The organism is Lentzea terrae (assembly GCF_003265345.1).
Lineage (GTDB): Bacteria > Actinomycetota > Actinomycetes > Mycobacteriales > Pseudonocardiaceae > Lentzea > Lentzea terrae.
In genome coordinates, this window is record NZ_QFWW01000006.1 from 187993 (window position 1) to 201275 (window position 13283).

Annotated in this window: 16 protein-coding genes; 4 read left to right on the forward strand and 12 right to left on the reverse strand. The window is 68.1% G+C overall.

Features of this window, described 5'->3' with window-relative positions; translation table 11 throughout:
• Window position 1: 1 nt before the first annotated feature.
• Complete coding sequence (locus tag DI276_RS09930) at window positions 2-421, reverse strand: hypothetical protein (RefSeq protein ID WP_112262978.1); 420 nt, start codon at window positions 419-421, stop codon at window positions 2-4.
• Between the two features lie 174 nt (window positions 422-595).
• Between DI276_RS09930 and DI276_RS09935 the strand changes: the two genes are divergently transcribed.
• Together DI276_RS09935 and DI276_RS09940 are read left to right on the forward strand one after the other, a co-directional pair.
• Window positions 596-1288: a TetR/AcrR family transcriptional regulator gene (locus DI276_RS09935; RefSeq protein WP_157984610.1), complete on the forward strand. Its 693-nt coding sequence runs from the start codon at window positions 596-598 to the stop codon at window positions 1286-1288.
• Window positions 1251-1892 (forward strand): DUF3159 domain-containing protein, encoded by a 642-nt coding sequence (locus DI276_RS09940; RefSeq protein WP_112262980.1) that lies wholly within the window; start codon window positions 1251-1253, stop codon window positions 1890-1892. Before DI276_RS09935 ends, DI276_RS09940 begins: the two co-directional genes overlap by 38 nt.
• Window positions 1893-1931: 39 nt before the next feature.
• Here DI276_RS09940 and DI276_RS09945 read toward each other — a convergent pair whose 3' ends face one another.
• From DI276_RS09945 to DI276_RS09990, 11 genes are all read right to left on the reverse strand, one after another.
• Window positions 1932-2312 (reverse strand): hypothetical protein, encoded by a 381-nt coding sequence (locus tag DI276_RS09945; protein ID WP_112262981.1) that lies wholly within the window; start codon window positions 2310-2312, stop codon window positions 1932-1934.
• Window positions 2313-2404: 92 nt separating this feature from the next.
• Complete coding sequence (locus DI276_RS09950; protein WP_157984611.1) at window positions 2405-3577, reverse strand: amidase domain-containing protein; 1173 nt, start codon at window positions 3575-3577, stop codon at window positions 2405-2407.
• A 315-nt stretch (window positions 3578-3892) separates the two neighbouring features.
• Window positions 3893-4846 carry an NUDIX hydrolase gene (locus tag DI276_RS09955; RefSeq protein ID WP_232836556.1) on the reverse strand — a complete coding sequence of 318 codons (954 nt, stop codon included), beginning with the start codon at window positions 4844-4846 and terminating at the stop codon, window positions 3893-3895.
• A gap of 135 nt (window positions 4847-4981) precedes the next feature.
• Window positions 4982-6094, reverse strand: coding sequence for a glycosyltransferase family 4 protein (locus DI276_RS09960; protein WP_112262984.1), 1113 nt, complete (start codon window positions 6092-6094; stop codon window positions 4982-4984).
• Window positions 6091-6993: a phosphatidylinositol mannoside acyltransferase gene (locus DI276_RS09965; RefSeq protein WP_112262985.1), complete on the reverse strand. Its 903-nt coding sequence runs from the start codon at window positions 6991-6993 to the stop codon at window positions 6091-6093. Before DI276_RS09965 ends, DI276_RS09960 begins: the two co-directional genes overlap by 4 nt.
• Window positions 6990-7592 (reverse strand): phosphatidylinositol phosphate synthase, encoded by a 603-nt coding sequence (gene pgsA, locus DI276_RS09970; RefSeq protein ID WP_112262986.1) that lies wholly within the window; start codon window positions 7590-7592, stop codon window positions 6990-6992. The genes DI276_RS09965 and pgsA overlap by 4 nt, the downstream gene beginning before the upstream one ends.
• Before the next feature lie 140 nt (window positions 7593-7732).
• Complete coding sequence (locus tag DI276_RS09975) at window positions 7733-8572, reverse strand: helix-turn-helix domain-containing protein (RefSeq protein WP_112262987.1); 840 nt, start codon at window positions 8570-8572, stop codon at window positions 7733-7735.
• Window positions 8573-8863: 291 nt separating this feature from the next.
• Window positions 8864-9037 carry a hypothetical protein gene (locus DI276_RS49825; RefSeq protein WP_157984612.1) on the reverse strand — a complete coding sequence of 58 codons (174 nt, stop codon included), beginning with the start codon at window positions 9035-9037 and terminating at the stop codon, window positions 8864-8866.
• Between the two features lie 48 nt (window positions 9038-9085).
• The gene (locus tag DI276_RS09980; protein ID WP_112262988.1) at window positions 9086-9634 is read right to left on the reverse strand and encodes an HIT family protein; all 549 of its coding nucleotides are present in this window, start codon (window positions 9632-9634) and stop codon (window positions 9086-9088) included.
• Complete coding sequence (thrS, locus tag DI276_RS09985) at window positions 9631-11637, reverse strand: threonine--tRNA ligase (RefSeq protein WP_112262989.1); 2007 nt, start codon at window positions 11635-11637, stop codon at window positions 9631-9633. Before thrS ends, DI276_RS09980 begins: the two co-directional genes overlap by 4 nt.
• A 75-nt stretch (window positions 11638-11712) precedes the next feature.
• A complete protein-coding gene (locus tag DI276_RS09990; protein ID WP_112262990.1) occupies window positions 11713-12204 on the reverse strand; it encodes a GNAT family N-acetyltransferase in 492 nt (163 codons plus the stop codon).
• A gap of 190 nt (window positions 12205-12394) precedes the next feature.
• Between DI276_RS09990 and DI276_RS09995 the strand changes: the two genes are divergently transcribed.
• Window positions 12395-12703 (forward strand): hypothetical protein, encoded by a 309-nt coding sequence (locus DI276_RS09995; protein WP_157984613.1) that lies wholly within the window; start codon window positions 12395-12397, stop codon window positions 12701-12703.
• The gene (locus DI276_RS49830; RefSeq protein ID WP_157984614.1) at window positions 12700-13281 is read left to right on the forward strand and encodes a hypothetical protein; all 582 of its coding nucleotides are present in this window, start codon (window positions 12700-12702) and stop codon (window positions 13279-13281) included. Before DI276_RS09995 ends, DI276_RS49830 begins: the two co-directional genes overlap by 4 nt.
• The last annotated feature ends 2 nt before the right edge of the window (window positions 13282-13283 follow it).

The following is a 13283-nucleotide window of genomic DNA, read 5'->3' on the forward strand; positions in this document are numbered from 1 at the left end:
GTCAGAAGTTCGGGTTGGTGAAGAACTTGGAGTCGCACTCCGGGATGAACGTGTCGCGGCAGACGTAGATCACGATCCGCCGGATGCCCTCGATGTCGCTGGCGCCGACGTCGTCCCAGGACGCCTCCGAGTTGCAGCCGCCGTGGTGGAAGCGCTCGGTACCGGTCCAGCGGTTGTCGACGTCGATGTACCAGAACACCGGCTGGCTGTCGCAGGCCAGGTCACGCAGGTGTGCCCTGGGGATGTTGAACTTGCTCCTGCTCTGCCAGTCGATCGAGCCCCAGGCGCGCGCGTGCCGCGTGCCGTCGCTGTTGCTCTCGTAGATGTTGTAGTCGGTGGCCGCCTGCGCGGGCGAGACACCGATACCGACCAGCACGGCGACCGACCCCAGCGTCGCCAGTGCCTTCGAGATGAAACGCACCTCTTGCTCCTTTCGAGCATCCCCCAATCGGGTGATGCGAAAGGATCATGCACAAGAGTCCATCAAGATCCAATACATCGCGCCGAATCGTGATCATCGTCCACAAGCGACAGACAACGACCTGAGCGGGAACAATTCTGTACCACTGATATATAACGATGGTATGGTACCCCGGTGAGCCCGAGAAGCGCCGACCCCATGGTGCGGACGATGCTGATCGAGGCGGCCGCGCGGCTGCTGGGCGAGGAAGGTCCGGCCGCGCTGACCAGCCGCCGGCTGGCGGCTGAGATCGGCTCGTCGACGATGGCCGTGTTCAGCCGGTTCAAGAACATGGCGGAGGTCCGCAGGGCGGTTCGACAGGAGGCTTTCGCCCGCCTCGACGAGCGCCTCGACGAACTGCCGGTCTCGGACGATCCGGTCGCCGACCTCGCGGCGGCCGGCGCGGTGTTCAACGCCTTCGGCCTGGCGAGTCCGCACCTGTACCGGGCGATGTTCCTCGACCCGCCCGCAGAGGAGGACGGCCTCGGCGCCGGAACGTTCGACCGGCTCGTCACGCTGATCCGGCGATGCATTGCCGCCGGGCGCTTCCCGGACGCTCCGGAGTCCCAGGTTCCGGTCTGGGCCGCCCAGCTGTGGAGCATGCGGCACGGACTGGTCGTCATGACGGTCGCCGAACTGCTACCGGACGAGCAGGCGCGGTTCGTCCTCGACGACATGACCTTTCGGCTGCTGGTCGGCTACGGCGACGACCCTGTTCGCGCCCGGCGATCGATCGAGCAGGGGAACCGCGTCGCGGCCGCAGCCGAGTCCATCGCGAACGGAGAACCCGATGAGGTCCGACGGTCCAGAAAGAGAGCGCCCGGCTGAGACGACGTTGTGGGAGCGCACCGGCGGCGTGCCAGGACTGATCCAGTCGTCGCTGCCTCCCACGGTGCTGGTGATCGCCAACTCGTTGTGGGGCGTGTACCCGGCGATAGCCGCGGCTGTCGGCGCCGGAGTGCTCGTCACCCTGCTGCGTGCGGCGCGGCGGCAGTCCCTGCGTCCGGCGTTCGGCGGGTTCGTCGGCGTGGCGGTGGCGGGGTTCTTCGCAGCCAGAAGCGGTGAGGCCCGGGACTTCTTCCTGGCCGACATCTGGTGGTACTGCGCGGCGTCCATCGTCCTGGTTCTTTCGATCCTGCTCCGCCGCCCGCTGGTCGGCGTGATCTGGAGCGCCGTGCAGGGTGCCGGCATGTGGTGGCGCCACGACCGGCCGTCGCTGCGGCGGTACGACCTCGCCACCGCCGTGCTCGCGCTGGTGTTCGCGGTCCGGTTCGTCGTGCTGCGAACGCTGTACGAGCACAACGAGGTCGGTTGGCTGACGGTCTCGAAGATCGCGATGAACTACCCGCTGTGGGCGGTCGCGCTGGTCGTCATCGTGTGGGCCGTGCGCCGCGCGGACAACCGCATCGCCTACTGCCGCTCGGCTGCCTGAACGAACACGGGTCTCCCCCGGCGAAGGGGGAGACCCGTGTCAGATGCCCGCAAGCACGTCGTCGTCCACGGCCTCGCTGGGCTCGCCCCGGCAAGCCCTGACGACCTTGCCGTCACCCACCTCGTACACCCCGCCCGGCACCGCGACGTGGAACGCCGTCACCGGCGCACCGTTCGCGGTCACCGGGTCGGTGCGGCCGGAGAAGCTGTCCCTGGCGAAGACGACGTACGCCTTGCCCTGCCGCAACTCCGGCATGTCAACCGCAGTCCACAAGGCGAACTCCGCCGGGGGCCGGCCGGAGAGCGCGGACTCCGTGCGCAGCAGATACCCCTTGCTGCTGGTCGTGCCCTGCTGCAGATCCGCATCGCCGGTGACGGCGACCCGTGCGACGAACTGCGACTTCTCCCGGTCGGCGTGCAACCCTTCAGTTGTCGGCGCCGGGCACACGGGGGGTTTCTCAGCCCCGCAGGCCGTTGTCACCAGGCACAACAGCACGGCAGCACCGACCCGGCTCAGGTGCGAATCGCCCAATACGGCCCATCCTCCGAACCGATGACGTCCCACAGCGACTTGTTCCTCGTGTCCTCGGTGTGATAGCTGAGCAGCGGCCAACCCTCGGGAGATCGGCCCGTCACCATGGTCGTGTGATCAGGGATCTCCGTCTTCCCACCGTAGACGTCGAACTCCATCTGGAAAACGTCCGACAGCAGCAGATCGCTGAGGTACGGCATGAACGTCACCCTGCCGCCGAAGTTGTTCTCGTAGACATTCCAGTTGAGCGCGCCACCCCAGGTGTAGGTGTGCCGGGGCGTACAGTCATTGCACCGGTAGTACCACACATCGGGGTCGTCATAGTTGAAGAGCGTCTCAGGATATGACTCGTCACCGCGCTCTTCGTATCGGCCGTTCCACAGGACCCAGGAAATGAACGTCGTGCAGTCGTTCTCGTCCCTGGCGTACGGCACCGGGTTGTCCTTCGCGAAGTAATACGCGTAGTCGACCATCAACTGGTAGTTGTACGGCCTGCCCTCGCCACCCTGCGTCTGCACCTGGTCCTTGACCACGCCGACGAACGGCTTGTCGGCGGGTCTGCCGAAGTCCGCGCCACCGCCGACGCTCTTGCCACCCGCCGACCGACGCCCGTCTGGCGCTTCCACCTGCTTGCCCGCCATCTTCGCCGCATCCGCCGCACGCAACGCCGGCAGGTTGGCCGCGATACCGGTGCGGAGGGAGGAGACCTGGTGGCGGATCGCCGTCCGGCGGGGCTCGTCGGGCAACGCCGCAGCCATCGCTCGCGCGCTGAACTTGCTGACCTCGTCGAGCGGCTCGATGTCTGCGAGCGCCCACCTGCCGTTTTCCCACTCGTACGTCACCCGGTGGCGAGACGTCGAACTGGTGCCCTGGCTCGAACCCTCGATCGGATAACCGCTGTGCTCCTCGATCTCGGCAACCCGCACCGCTCCGTCACCGCTGACCGAACGAACCTTCACCTCGGTCGTGACCTGGGTGACCGCGACACCCGCCGCCTCCCGGGCCACTCGCCGGTCCTCGCTCAACGCCAGCCGCGCGGCGGCCTTCTGGCGAGCTCGGGCCGCGAGCGTCGGCCGCACTCCCGCAACCGCCCGAGCTCGATCGGTCTCACCCAGCATTGCCGCGTTCTCGCTGAGCAACAGGGCACGCGCCACCGTCGCGAGCTCACCTTCGGCAGGGTCCACAGGCGCGGCGCCCGCCGTCCCGGAAAGCGTCGCAGCAAAAACACCGGAAAGCGCTAACGCAATTCCGACATGTCTGTTCTTATTCAATTCATCCCCCAGACAAGTACACCCTAGTACTCGAAACCCGAATCTGACCTCCCAGCAGATTCAGGCTTTCGACCATATCGGCCAGGCTTTACCCGGTCAACAGTGAAATACTGCGACAAAAGCCGGTCACACCGTAGTCCATTCAGGTGCTGACGTTCGATTGTCGTACACCGGAGTCACAACACATGTCGTGGATGGTCAGCGCACCGTGCGCGTCTCGCCGTCCCAGTCGCCGGTCGCCAGCTCGGGCAGCAGCTCGGCCAGCTGCACCGGGTACACGGTGTCCTCTGTGGACTCCAGCTCCGCCGCGCTCCACCACCGGTACCCGGAGATGGTGGTCTCCTCTACGTCGTTGAACCCCGACGTGTCGATGACGAGATCGCCGTCCACGGCGGCGTAGAAGAACCACTCCTCCGCGTCGAACGTCTCGCCGTCGAAGCTGAACACCGCGCGACGACGCCAGACAGGGCCCACCAAAGACTCCGGCGCCAGCTTCAGGCCGGTTTCCTCGAAGGCTTCGCGGACGGCCGCGTCGCGCAGTTCCTCGCCGTTCTCCACGCCGCCGCCGACGGTGAACCAGAACAGCTCCTGGGGGCGCGCCGGGTCGAAGCCGTGGAAGAGCAGCACACGGCCGGAAGCGTCCATCAGCACGACGCGCGCGGACGGGCGTGGTGTGAGCATCACGGCGTCTGAGGGTGCGGTGGGTTCGGCGATCTCGAAGTACGACGGCTGCGGTGCGGTGCCGGACAGGCGTAGCCAGCGCACGATGCGACGGCGCCGTTGGAGCAACGTGTCGCGCACGGCGTCGTTGTGCACGCGGCGGGCGAGTACGACGCGTTCCTCGGCGTCTGCCAGTTCGAACGCCAGGGCGGGCGCCAGCGACGACCGGTCCAGGGCGCCCAACAGACCCGAGAGTTCGTTCTCGGCGAGTTCGCGTTCGGAGCGGGACGCCGACTCGGCGCGGGAAGCGGCCATGGACAACGCGGGGTCCAGCAGGGCTCGGGTCACGACGGCGCGGCGGGCGAGGGCCGCATCGAGGGCTGCCCAGGCGGCGTCGGTGCGGACGTGCAGGCGGTCCAGGCGGTTGGCGATGGACAGGATCCAGGCGGACAGCAGGAGCGTCACCAGGACGATGACTAGCGCAGTGGTCACGACCGGCTCACCGCGCACGGAGCTGAGCTGGATTGCCGGGTGAGCCGGTCGTGGCCACTGCGGCACTGGTTGACGACGGAGAACACAGTGGTCATGGCCGAACCACCTCGCGCGATCCGGCGACGAACAGTGCGGTCATGCCTCGCTCACCCGGCGCGGGTCGGCAGCGATGGCGGTTTCGTAGACGCGCAGCACTTGCGATGCGACCACGGACCAGTCGAACGCCTGCACGCGCTGCGAGGCGAGGTCGACGTACTCGGCGCGCAGAGCGGAGTCGCGCAGCACCGAGCGCAGTGCGTCAGCCAACCGCGAAGCATCGCCGACGGGGAACAGCACGCCTGCCTTGCCGTCGTCCAGCACGCGGCGGAAGGCATCGAGGTCGGACGCCACCACCGCGGTGCCGGCGGACATGGCCTCGGTCAGGATGATGCCGAAGGACTCGCCGCCGGTGTTCGGAGCGACGTAGACGTCCACCGAACGCAGCATCCGGGCCTTCTCCACGTCGTCCACCTGGCCGAGCAGATCGACCCGATCCGAGAACGGCCCGTCGAACGACGACTCGCCGCGGCCCACCACCAGCAGCCGCAGGTCGGGGAACTCGTCGGCGATCAGCCCGAAGGCCTCCCACAACACGGGCATGCCCTTGCGCGGTTCGTCGTAGCGGCCGACGAAGCCGATCGTGCCGCCGGGGCGCGGGTATCCGTCCAAAGTGGACGCAGAGGCGAAGAAGTCGACGTCGACGCCGTTGGGGATCTCCACGGCGTCGCCACCGAGGTGTTCGACCTGCACGCGGCGGGCCAGCGCCGACACCGCGATGCGGGCGGTGACCTTCTCCAGGAACGGCTGCAGCACGCCCTGGAACGCCGACAGCATCTTGGAGCGCGGCGTCGAGGTGTGGAACGTGGCGACGATCGGGCCGTCGGCGACCACCAGCGCCAGGAACGACAGCGACGGCGCGGTGGGCTCGTGCAGGTGCAGAACGTCGAAGGAGTGCTCGTCGATCCACCGGCGCACCCGCGCGTACGAGACCGGGCCGAACGACAGCCGCGCCACGGAACCGTTGTACGGGATGCCGACCGCGCGGCCGGCCGAGGTGACGAACGGCGGCAGCTTCTGGTCGTCGTCGGCGGGGGCCAGCACGTTCACGCTGTGGCCGAGCGAGATCAACGCGCGCGCGAGGTCGACGACGTGGGCCTGCACTCCGCCTGGCACGTCGAAGGAGTACGGGCAGACGATGCCGATCTTCACCGCGACAGCCTCCGAGCCAGCGCCTCCCGCCGCCCGGCAGGCAGGTCGGCCAGCCAGAGCTGCTGCAGCATGTGCCAGTCGGCCGGGTGGGCGGCGATGTCGGCGGCGAACACGTCGGCGACGGCCTGGGTGGCGGCCTGGACGGTGCTCACCTTGATCGGCGGGTGGATGCGGAAGTGCCAGCCGTCCTCGGTGAACCAGCAGCCCACCGGCATCAGCGCGGCGCCGGTGGTCGCGGCCAGGTGCGCGGGGCCCGCCGGCATCAGGGTCTGCTCGCCGAAGAACGTCACCGGGACGCCGGACGAGGTCAGGTCGCGGTCGGCCAGCAGACAGACGACCTTGTTCGCGCGGAGCCGCTCGGCCAGCACCGTCGCAGGTGGACGGTCGCCGCCGTTCAACGGAAGCACCTCGAAGCCGAGGGTCTCGCGGAACTCCACGAACTTGCGGTACAGCGACTCGGGCTTCAACCGCTCGGCCACCGTGGTGAACGTGCCGGAGTGGCCCACGAGCCAAACGCCGGCCATGTCCCAGTTGCCGCTGTGCGGCAGCGCGACGACCGCACCCGTGCCGTTGGCCAGCGCCGCGTCGAGGTTCTCGACGCCGGAGACCTGCGAGTTGCACTTCTCGTACACGGCGCGCAAGTCCATCGACGGCAGCCGGAACGCCTCGCACCAGTAGCGCGCGTACGACCGCAGCGAGTCGCGCACGAGCTCGTCGAGCTCCTCCTCGCCCGCCTGCGGCACTACCCGGCGCAGGTTCGTGCGCAGCTGCGCGACGCCCGCACCACCCCGGCGAGCCGCGTAGTCGGCACCCACGCGGAACAACGCGCGCGCCCACTTCTCCGGCAGCAGGCGGATGAGCCGCCATCCGGCCGTGTATCCGAGGGTCGCGAGGTTCACGCGGCCTCCCGCGCCGACTTCGCGACGGCGAAGATCCGCTGCAGGACCGTCGCCACGGTCATGACCGCGAGCAGCCACAGCGAGATGGCCATGAGATGCGGCACGCCGAGCCCCTGCACGCCGGCGCCGACCAGCGCGACGATGAAGCGCTCGGCCCGTTCGGCGAGCCCGCCGTCCGCACTGAGCCCGGACGCGTCGGCGCGCGCCTTCACGTACGAGATGACCTGCGAGGCGACCAGGCAGATGAAGCCGGCCGCGGCCGTCCACCGGTCGCCCTGGCTGAACGCGTACCAGGTGAGCGCCGCGAACAGCGCCCCGTCCGCGATGCGGTCGCAGGTGGCGTCGAGCACGGCACCGAACTTCGTGGGCCCCTGCGCGCGGGCCATCGCCCCGTCGATCAGGTCGAGCAGCACGAAGAACGTCACCAGCGCGCAGCCGAGGAACAGCTGTCCGCGCGGGATGAACCACAGGGCGCTGGCGACGGCACCGGCCGTGCCGACCACGGTGACGAAGTTGGGAGTGAGGCCACGCGCCAGCAACCACGCCCCGATCGGATCGGTGACGCGCGAGACGGACGCGCGAGCGAAGATGTTCAGCATGGCGTGTCGCAGCCTAGCTGGACTGCTGAAACGCGCTGCTCGCGGGTGCAAGCGGCACCCACGGGAATCCCCCTCTGCAAGCCCGGAGCCTGCTGGCGAGCGCCGTCCGGTGATTGACAGCACCCGCGAGCGAACCCGGACTAGGCGAGCCGCCGGTGGTCCTCGGCAACCCGTTTCAGCAACGCCTGCAACTCCTCCCCCCGCACCGCCAGCCGCTCCAGCCGGCTGAACAACGCGAGGTACTCGCGCACGTCCAGCGGGTCGGTGATGGTGGCGTTGCCGGTGAGCACGCTGACCGTGACCACGCGCTCGTCGTAGATGTGGAAACCGTGCAGGGCGACCACGTTCGCGTCCGCCGACCAGGGCACGACGCCGAGCCGGACGTTCGGGCGGCGCTGGATCGCGGCCAGGTGTTCCACCTGTTCCGCCATCAGGTCCGCCGAACCCATCCGCCAGCGCAGCGCGCCCTCGGACATCAGGAACACGAACTGCTTCGCCAGATCGTCCATGCGGGAACGCCGTATCCGCAGCGCGGCCACGGCGGCCTCCTGCTCCGACTGCGGCATCGTCCCCAGCACGATCCGCAGGTAGGGCTCGGACTGCAACAACTGAGGCACCAGGTTGACCTGGAAGAACCTCGATGTCGCCGCCCGCGCCTCCACGCGGCTGATCGTCTGCTGGTGGCGGTGCGCCCCTCGGTGCAGCACGACGCGGCGGGTTTCCGCCTCCGCGTGCAGCGACCTGGCGAGTTCGACCAGTTCGATGCGCGTCTCTCTCGTCGCGGCGAGTTCTGCGACGAGACGCTCCACGTCGGTGACGGACGGGAGCAGCATGCCGTTCTCGATCTTCGACAGCTTTGACTGGCTCATCCCGGTGGCACGGGCGGTGGCCGTGCCGGTCATCTTCGCCTCGGTGCGCAACCGGCGTAACTCACGCGAAAGCCGTTCTCTCGCTAATCGCGAACGCTCAGGTGCGGTCATGTTCGCACCGTAACCATCTGTGCACGATCAGACGATCGGCCATCGGCGGGGACTTGACTCGCAGTTGACACCTCCAGGTGGGTGATCTCACCTACCTGGAATCGTTTTGTGCTGCCGTTACGTCTCGATCGGTTGAGCAGAAACACCCGAAAGTTGTAACCGAACCATTCCGCGCGACGTGGAAACCAGCCGGATTGTCCTGCCGGACAACGCGGGTGGCTTTTGTCACTCTTTTGTCCACTAATTGGTACGGCTTTCAATCACACGCGCCAGACTAAACGCCGCGTTTAGTCATACGCGGCGGCGCCGCAATACCTCCCGCGCGCCGAACCCGATGGCGCCGAGGATCAGCACGAAACCGATCAGCCCGAGACCGGGCGCGTCGTCGGCGTCGGCGTACATGATCGCGCCGACGCCCAGCGCGACGACCAGGACACACCCCACGAGCAGCAGCAACCTAGGCATAGATCGACTATCGCGTGCCATCTATCGAAAGTCAATAGATAGCGAGCGTCAGTCGACAGCCTTCCAGCCCTCCGCCAGCAGGTCGCGGGTCTCGCCGAGCAGCTGCGGCAGCACCTTGGTGTGCCCGATGACCGGCATGAAGTTCGCATCCCCGCCCCACCGGGGCACCACGTGCTGGTGCAGGTGAGCCGCGATCCCGGCGCCCGCGACGACACCCTGGTTCATACCGACGTTGAACCCGTGCGGCGCCGCCACGTGCCGCGCCACCCGCATCGCCTTCTGCGTGAACGCCGCGAACTCCGCCGTCTCCGACAGGGTCAGATCCGTGTAGTCCGGCACGTGCCGATACGGCAGCACCATCAGATGGCCGGGGTTGTACGGGTAAAGGTTCAAAACAGCGAAGACCTCGGCACCGCGCGCGATGATCAGCCCCGCCGAGTCGTCCAGCTCGACAACGCGGCAGAACGGGCAGCCGGAAGGCTCATCGCCCAGTGCCTTGCCCTCACCCTTCACATAAGACAAGCGGTGCGGGGTCCACAAACGCTGCAAAGCGTCGTGGACCCCGACCCCGTCCTGTTCGGAAAACTCAGACGTCACGAGAGGAGTTCCGCCGTGGGCGAGGCGTTCTCCCGGCGCTGCACCCAGTCGACGATCTGCTCGACCGCCCGCTCCACCGGCACGCCGTTGATCTGCGTGCCGTCGCGGAACCGGAACGACACCGCGTTCGCCTCCACGTCCTTGGCGCCGGCCAGGAGCATGAACGGCACCTTCTGCATGGTGTGGTTGCGGATCTTCTTCTGCATGCGGTCGTCGGACGCGTCGATCTCGACCCGGATGCCCTTGCGCTTGAGCACGTCGCGGACCGCGAACAGGTGCTCGTCGTTCTCCGACGTGACCGGGATGCCCACGACCTGCACCGGAGCGAGCCACGCCGGGAACGCGCCCGCGTAGTGCTCGGTCAGCACGCCGAAGAACCGCTCCACCGAACCGAACAGCGCGCGGTGGATCATGACCGGGCGCTGGCGCGAGCCGTCCGGGCCGGTGTACTCGAGTTCGAACTTCTCCGGCAGCATGAAGTCGAGCTGGATGGTCGACATCTGCCAGGTGCGGCCCAGGGCGTCCCGGCACTGCACCGAGATCTTCGGACCGTAGAACGCGGCGCCACCCGGATCCGGCACGAGCTCCAGCCCGGAGTCCTGGGCCACCGAGGCCAGCGTCTCGGTCGCCTCTTCCCAGACCTCGTCGGGACCGACGAACTTCTCCGGGTTCTTGGTGGAGAGCTCCAGGTAGAAGTCGTCCAGGCCGTAGTCGCGCAGCAGGTCCAGCACGAAGGTCAGCAGCGACTTCAGCTCGTCGCGGATCTGGTCCCTGGTGCAGAAGATGTGCGCGTCGTCCTGCGTCATGCCGCGCACTCGGGTCAGGCCGTGCACCACGCCGGACTTCTCGTAGCGGTACACCGAGCCGAACTCGAACATGCGCAGCGGCAGCTCGCGGTACGAACGCCCGCGCGACTTGAAGATCAGGTCGTGGAACGGGCAGTTCATCGGCTTCAGGTAGTAGTCCTGGCCCGGCTTGCGGACGGTGCCGTCCTCGTTCAGCTCGGCGTCGAGGTGCATCGCCGGGTACATGCCGTCCTTGTACCAGTCCAGGTGACCGGAGACCTCGAACAGCTTGCCCTTGGTGATGTGCGGCGAGTAGACGAACTCGTAGCCCGCCTCGGTGTGCCGCTGCCGGGAGTAGTCCTCCATGGCCTTGCGGATGATGCCGCCCTTGGGGTGGAACACCGCGAGGCCCGAGCCGATCTCGTCCGGGAACGAGAACAGGTCGAGCTCGACACCGAGCTTGCGGTGGTCGCGCCGCTCGGCCTCGGCCAGCCGCTCCAGGTACGCGTCCTGCGCCTCGGCCGACTCCCACGCGGTGCCGTAGATGCGCTGCAGCTGCGGGTTGTTCTCGTTGCCGCGCCAGTACGCCGCCGCGACGCGGGTCAGCTTGAACGCCGGGATGTGCTTGGTGGTCGGCACGTGCGGGCCGCGGCACAGGTCGCCCCACACCTGCTCACCGGTGCGCGGGTCGAGGTTGTCGTAGATCGTCAGCTCGCCGCCGCCGACCTCCATGACCTCGCTGGTGTCGACGTCGCTCTTGATGTCGACGAGCTCCAGCTTGAACGGCTCCTTCGCCAGCTCCTGCTTGGCGGCGTCGACCGACTCGACCACGCGCCGGGAGAATCGCTGCGACCCCTTGATGATCTGCTTCATGCGCTTCTCGAGCGCCTGCAGGTCTTCCGGGGTGAACGGCTTGTCGACCTGGAAGTCGTAGTAGAAGCCGTCCTTCACGGGCGGGCCGATGCCGAGCTTGGCCTCCGGGAACTGCTGCTGCACTGCCTGCGCCAGCACGTGCGCGGCGGAGTGGCGGATGACGCTGCGGCCGTCGTCGGTGTCCGCGGCGACGGCCTCGACCTCGACGTCGACCTGCGGCGCCCACGACAGGTCGCGCAGGTGACCCTCGGCGTCCTTGACCACGACGATCGCGTCGGAGCCCTTGCCGGGCAACCCGGCCTCGCGCACGGCCGTGCCCGCCGTCGTCCCAGCCGGAACCACCACGCGCGGCGGATTCTGGGCGACTGCAGGACGCGACTCGGACACGATGACTCCTAGCTGGAAGTTTGGGTTTGCAGGTCAGATGTTATCGGTGCTCAAGATGGACATGACGATCGCGTCGTAGAACTCGCCCTCCCAGAGCAGGGCGTCGCGCAGACGGCCCTCCTCGCGGAAGCCGAGCTTCCGATAGACGTGGATCGCCCGTTCGTTGAACTCGTACACCTCCAGGTCGACCCGGTGCAGGTTCCTCACGTTGAACGCGTGGTCCAGCACGTGCTTGATCGCCGCGGTGCCGTAGCCCTTGCCGAAGCCGTCCTGCAGGAAGATCCGCATGCCGGCGGACCGGTTGTGCGGGTTGATCGTGAGCACGACCTCGCCGAGGAACCTGCCGTCCTCGGTGATGGCACGGGTGTAGCGGTTCGGGTCGTTGAGCGTCCGCTCGATGTACGCCTCGTAGTCGGCCAGCTCGAACGTCTGGTGCGAGCCGGTCAGCCTCATGACCTCGGCGTCGTCCGGTCCACCTGCGAACATCTGCTGGGCGAACTCCTGGCGGAGCGGTACGAGTTCCATGCCCCCATCGAACCGCGTGGTCGCAAGTGGATTCTCGTGGAACCGGGCGGCGCGGGCGTGCGTCAGTTAACTCGACCGGGTGGTTCCAGCTCGCGGGTCATACGCAGACGGTTGTGAGTGGTTTTTCGGATGCGTCCTGGCGGCTCGGGCGAGCACTCTGTGGACTCCGGCCCGCCGAATGGAGCACGCCATGCACGACCTGGTCGTCGAATGCCCGGTCCGCCTGACCGAGTCCAACCGGGACGAACTGCGCCTGCTGTACGCCGACCTGCGCGACCACTACTCGCGCCGCGACGCCCGCGACGGCACGCGCACCACGCTGCACTTCGTCTGGTCCGGCGACCTCGATCCCGAGCTCTTCGGCGCCACCTACGCCGACCAGCGGCACATCTTCACCGCGGCCAGGCCGATCCTGAACTCCGCGAAGGACCGGCTTCAGCAAACGAACAGGTGGCTGTCAGGCTCAGCTCAGCCGAACGGCGCATCGTTGATGACATGAGCGAGCAGGGACCGACGCCTCCGCCGAAGGAGCCGTCCCGAGATCGGGTAGAGCACGAACCGCAGGCCGCCCAGCCTGCACCGGACCAGGCCACCACCCCGCTGCCCGCCGACGCATCGGCCACGCCTGGTCAGCAGCCCACCGCCGAACTGCCGGCCGCAGCACCGGTCCAGGATCAGCCGGCGGCGACCGCAGCACCCGCCCCCGACCAGCCGGGCACTTCCGCCGGGCCCGGTCAGCAGCCCGCGCGGGACCAGCCGGCGGCGACGGCGGCAGAAGCACCGGCGCCACCCCCAGCAGCGGCACCGATCCCTTCGGCTGCAGCACCCACCAGCCCTGGCCGCATGAGGCGTTTCGCCGGGCACCGCGCCACCCAGCTGGTGGCCGTGGGCCTGCTGGGTCTCGTCCTCGGCGGCGGCATCGTGGGAGCGATCGCGGCTGACCGCTTCGACCACGACCGTCCTGGCCACGTCCGGATGTACGACCGCGGCGACCGCGGGCCCGACCGCGGTGACCGGGGCGACCGCTTCGAGCAGCGCGGCCCGTTCAGCGACCGCGGCGACCGGTTCGAGCGGTAACT

What these genes read in the sequence shown, in the direction of transcription:
- DI276_RS09940 (WP_112262980.1), top strand. Translation starts at nt 1,251, where the DNA reads ATGAGGTCCGACGGTCCAGAAAGAGAGCGCCCGGCTGAGACGACGTTG.
- pgsA (WP_112262986.1), bottom strand. Translation starts at nt 7,592, where the DNA reads ATGCTGAACATCTTCGCTCGCGCGTCCGTCTCGCGCGTCACCGATCCG.
- DI276_RS09975 (WP_112262987.1), bottom strand. Translation starts at nt 8,572, where the DNA reads ATGACCGCACCTGAGCGTTCGCGATTAGCGAGAGAACGGCTTTCGCGT.
- DI276_RS49825 (WP_157984612.1), bottom strand. Translation starts at nt 9,037, where the DNA reads ATGCCTAGGTTGCTGCTGCTCGTGGGGTGTGTCCTGGTCGTCGCGCTG.
- DI276_RS09990 (WP_112262990.1), bottom strand. Translation starts at nt 12,204, where the DNA reads ATGGAACTCGTACCGCTCCGCCAGGAGTTCGCCCAGCAGATGTTCGCA.
- DI276_RS09995 (WP_157984613.1), top strand. Translation starts at nt 12,395, where the DNA reads ATGCACGACCTGGTCGTCGAATGCCCGGTCCGCCTGACCGAGTCCAAC.
- DI276_RS49830 (WP_157984614.1), top strand. Translation starts at nt 12,700, where the DNA reads ATGAGCGAGCAGGGACCGACGCCTCCGCCGAAGGAGCCGTCCCGAGAT.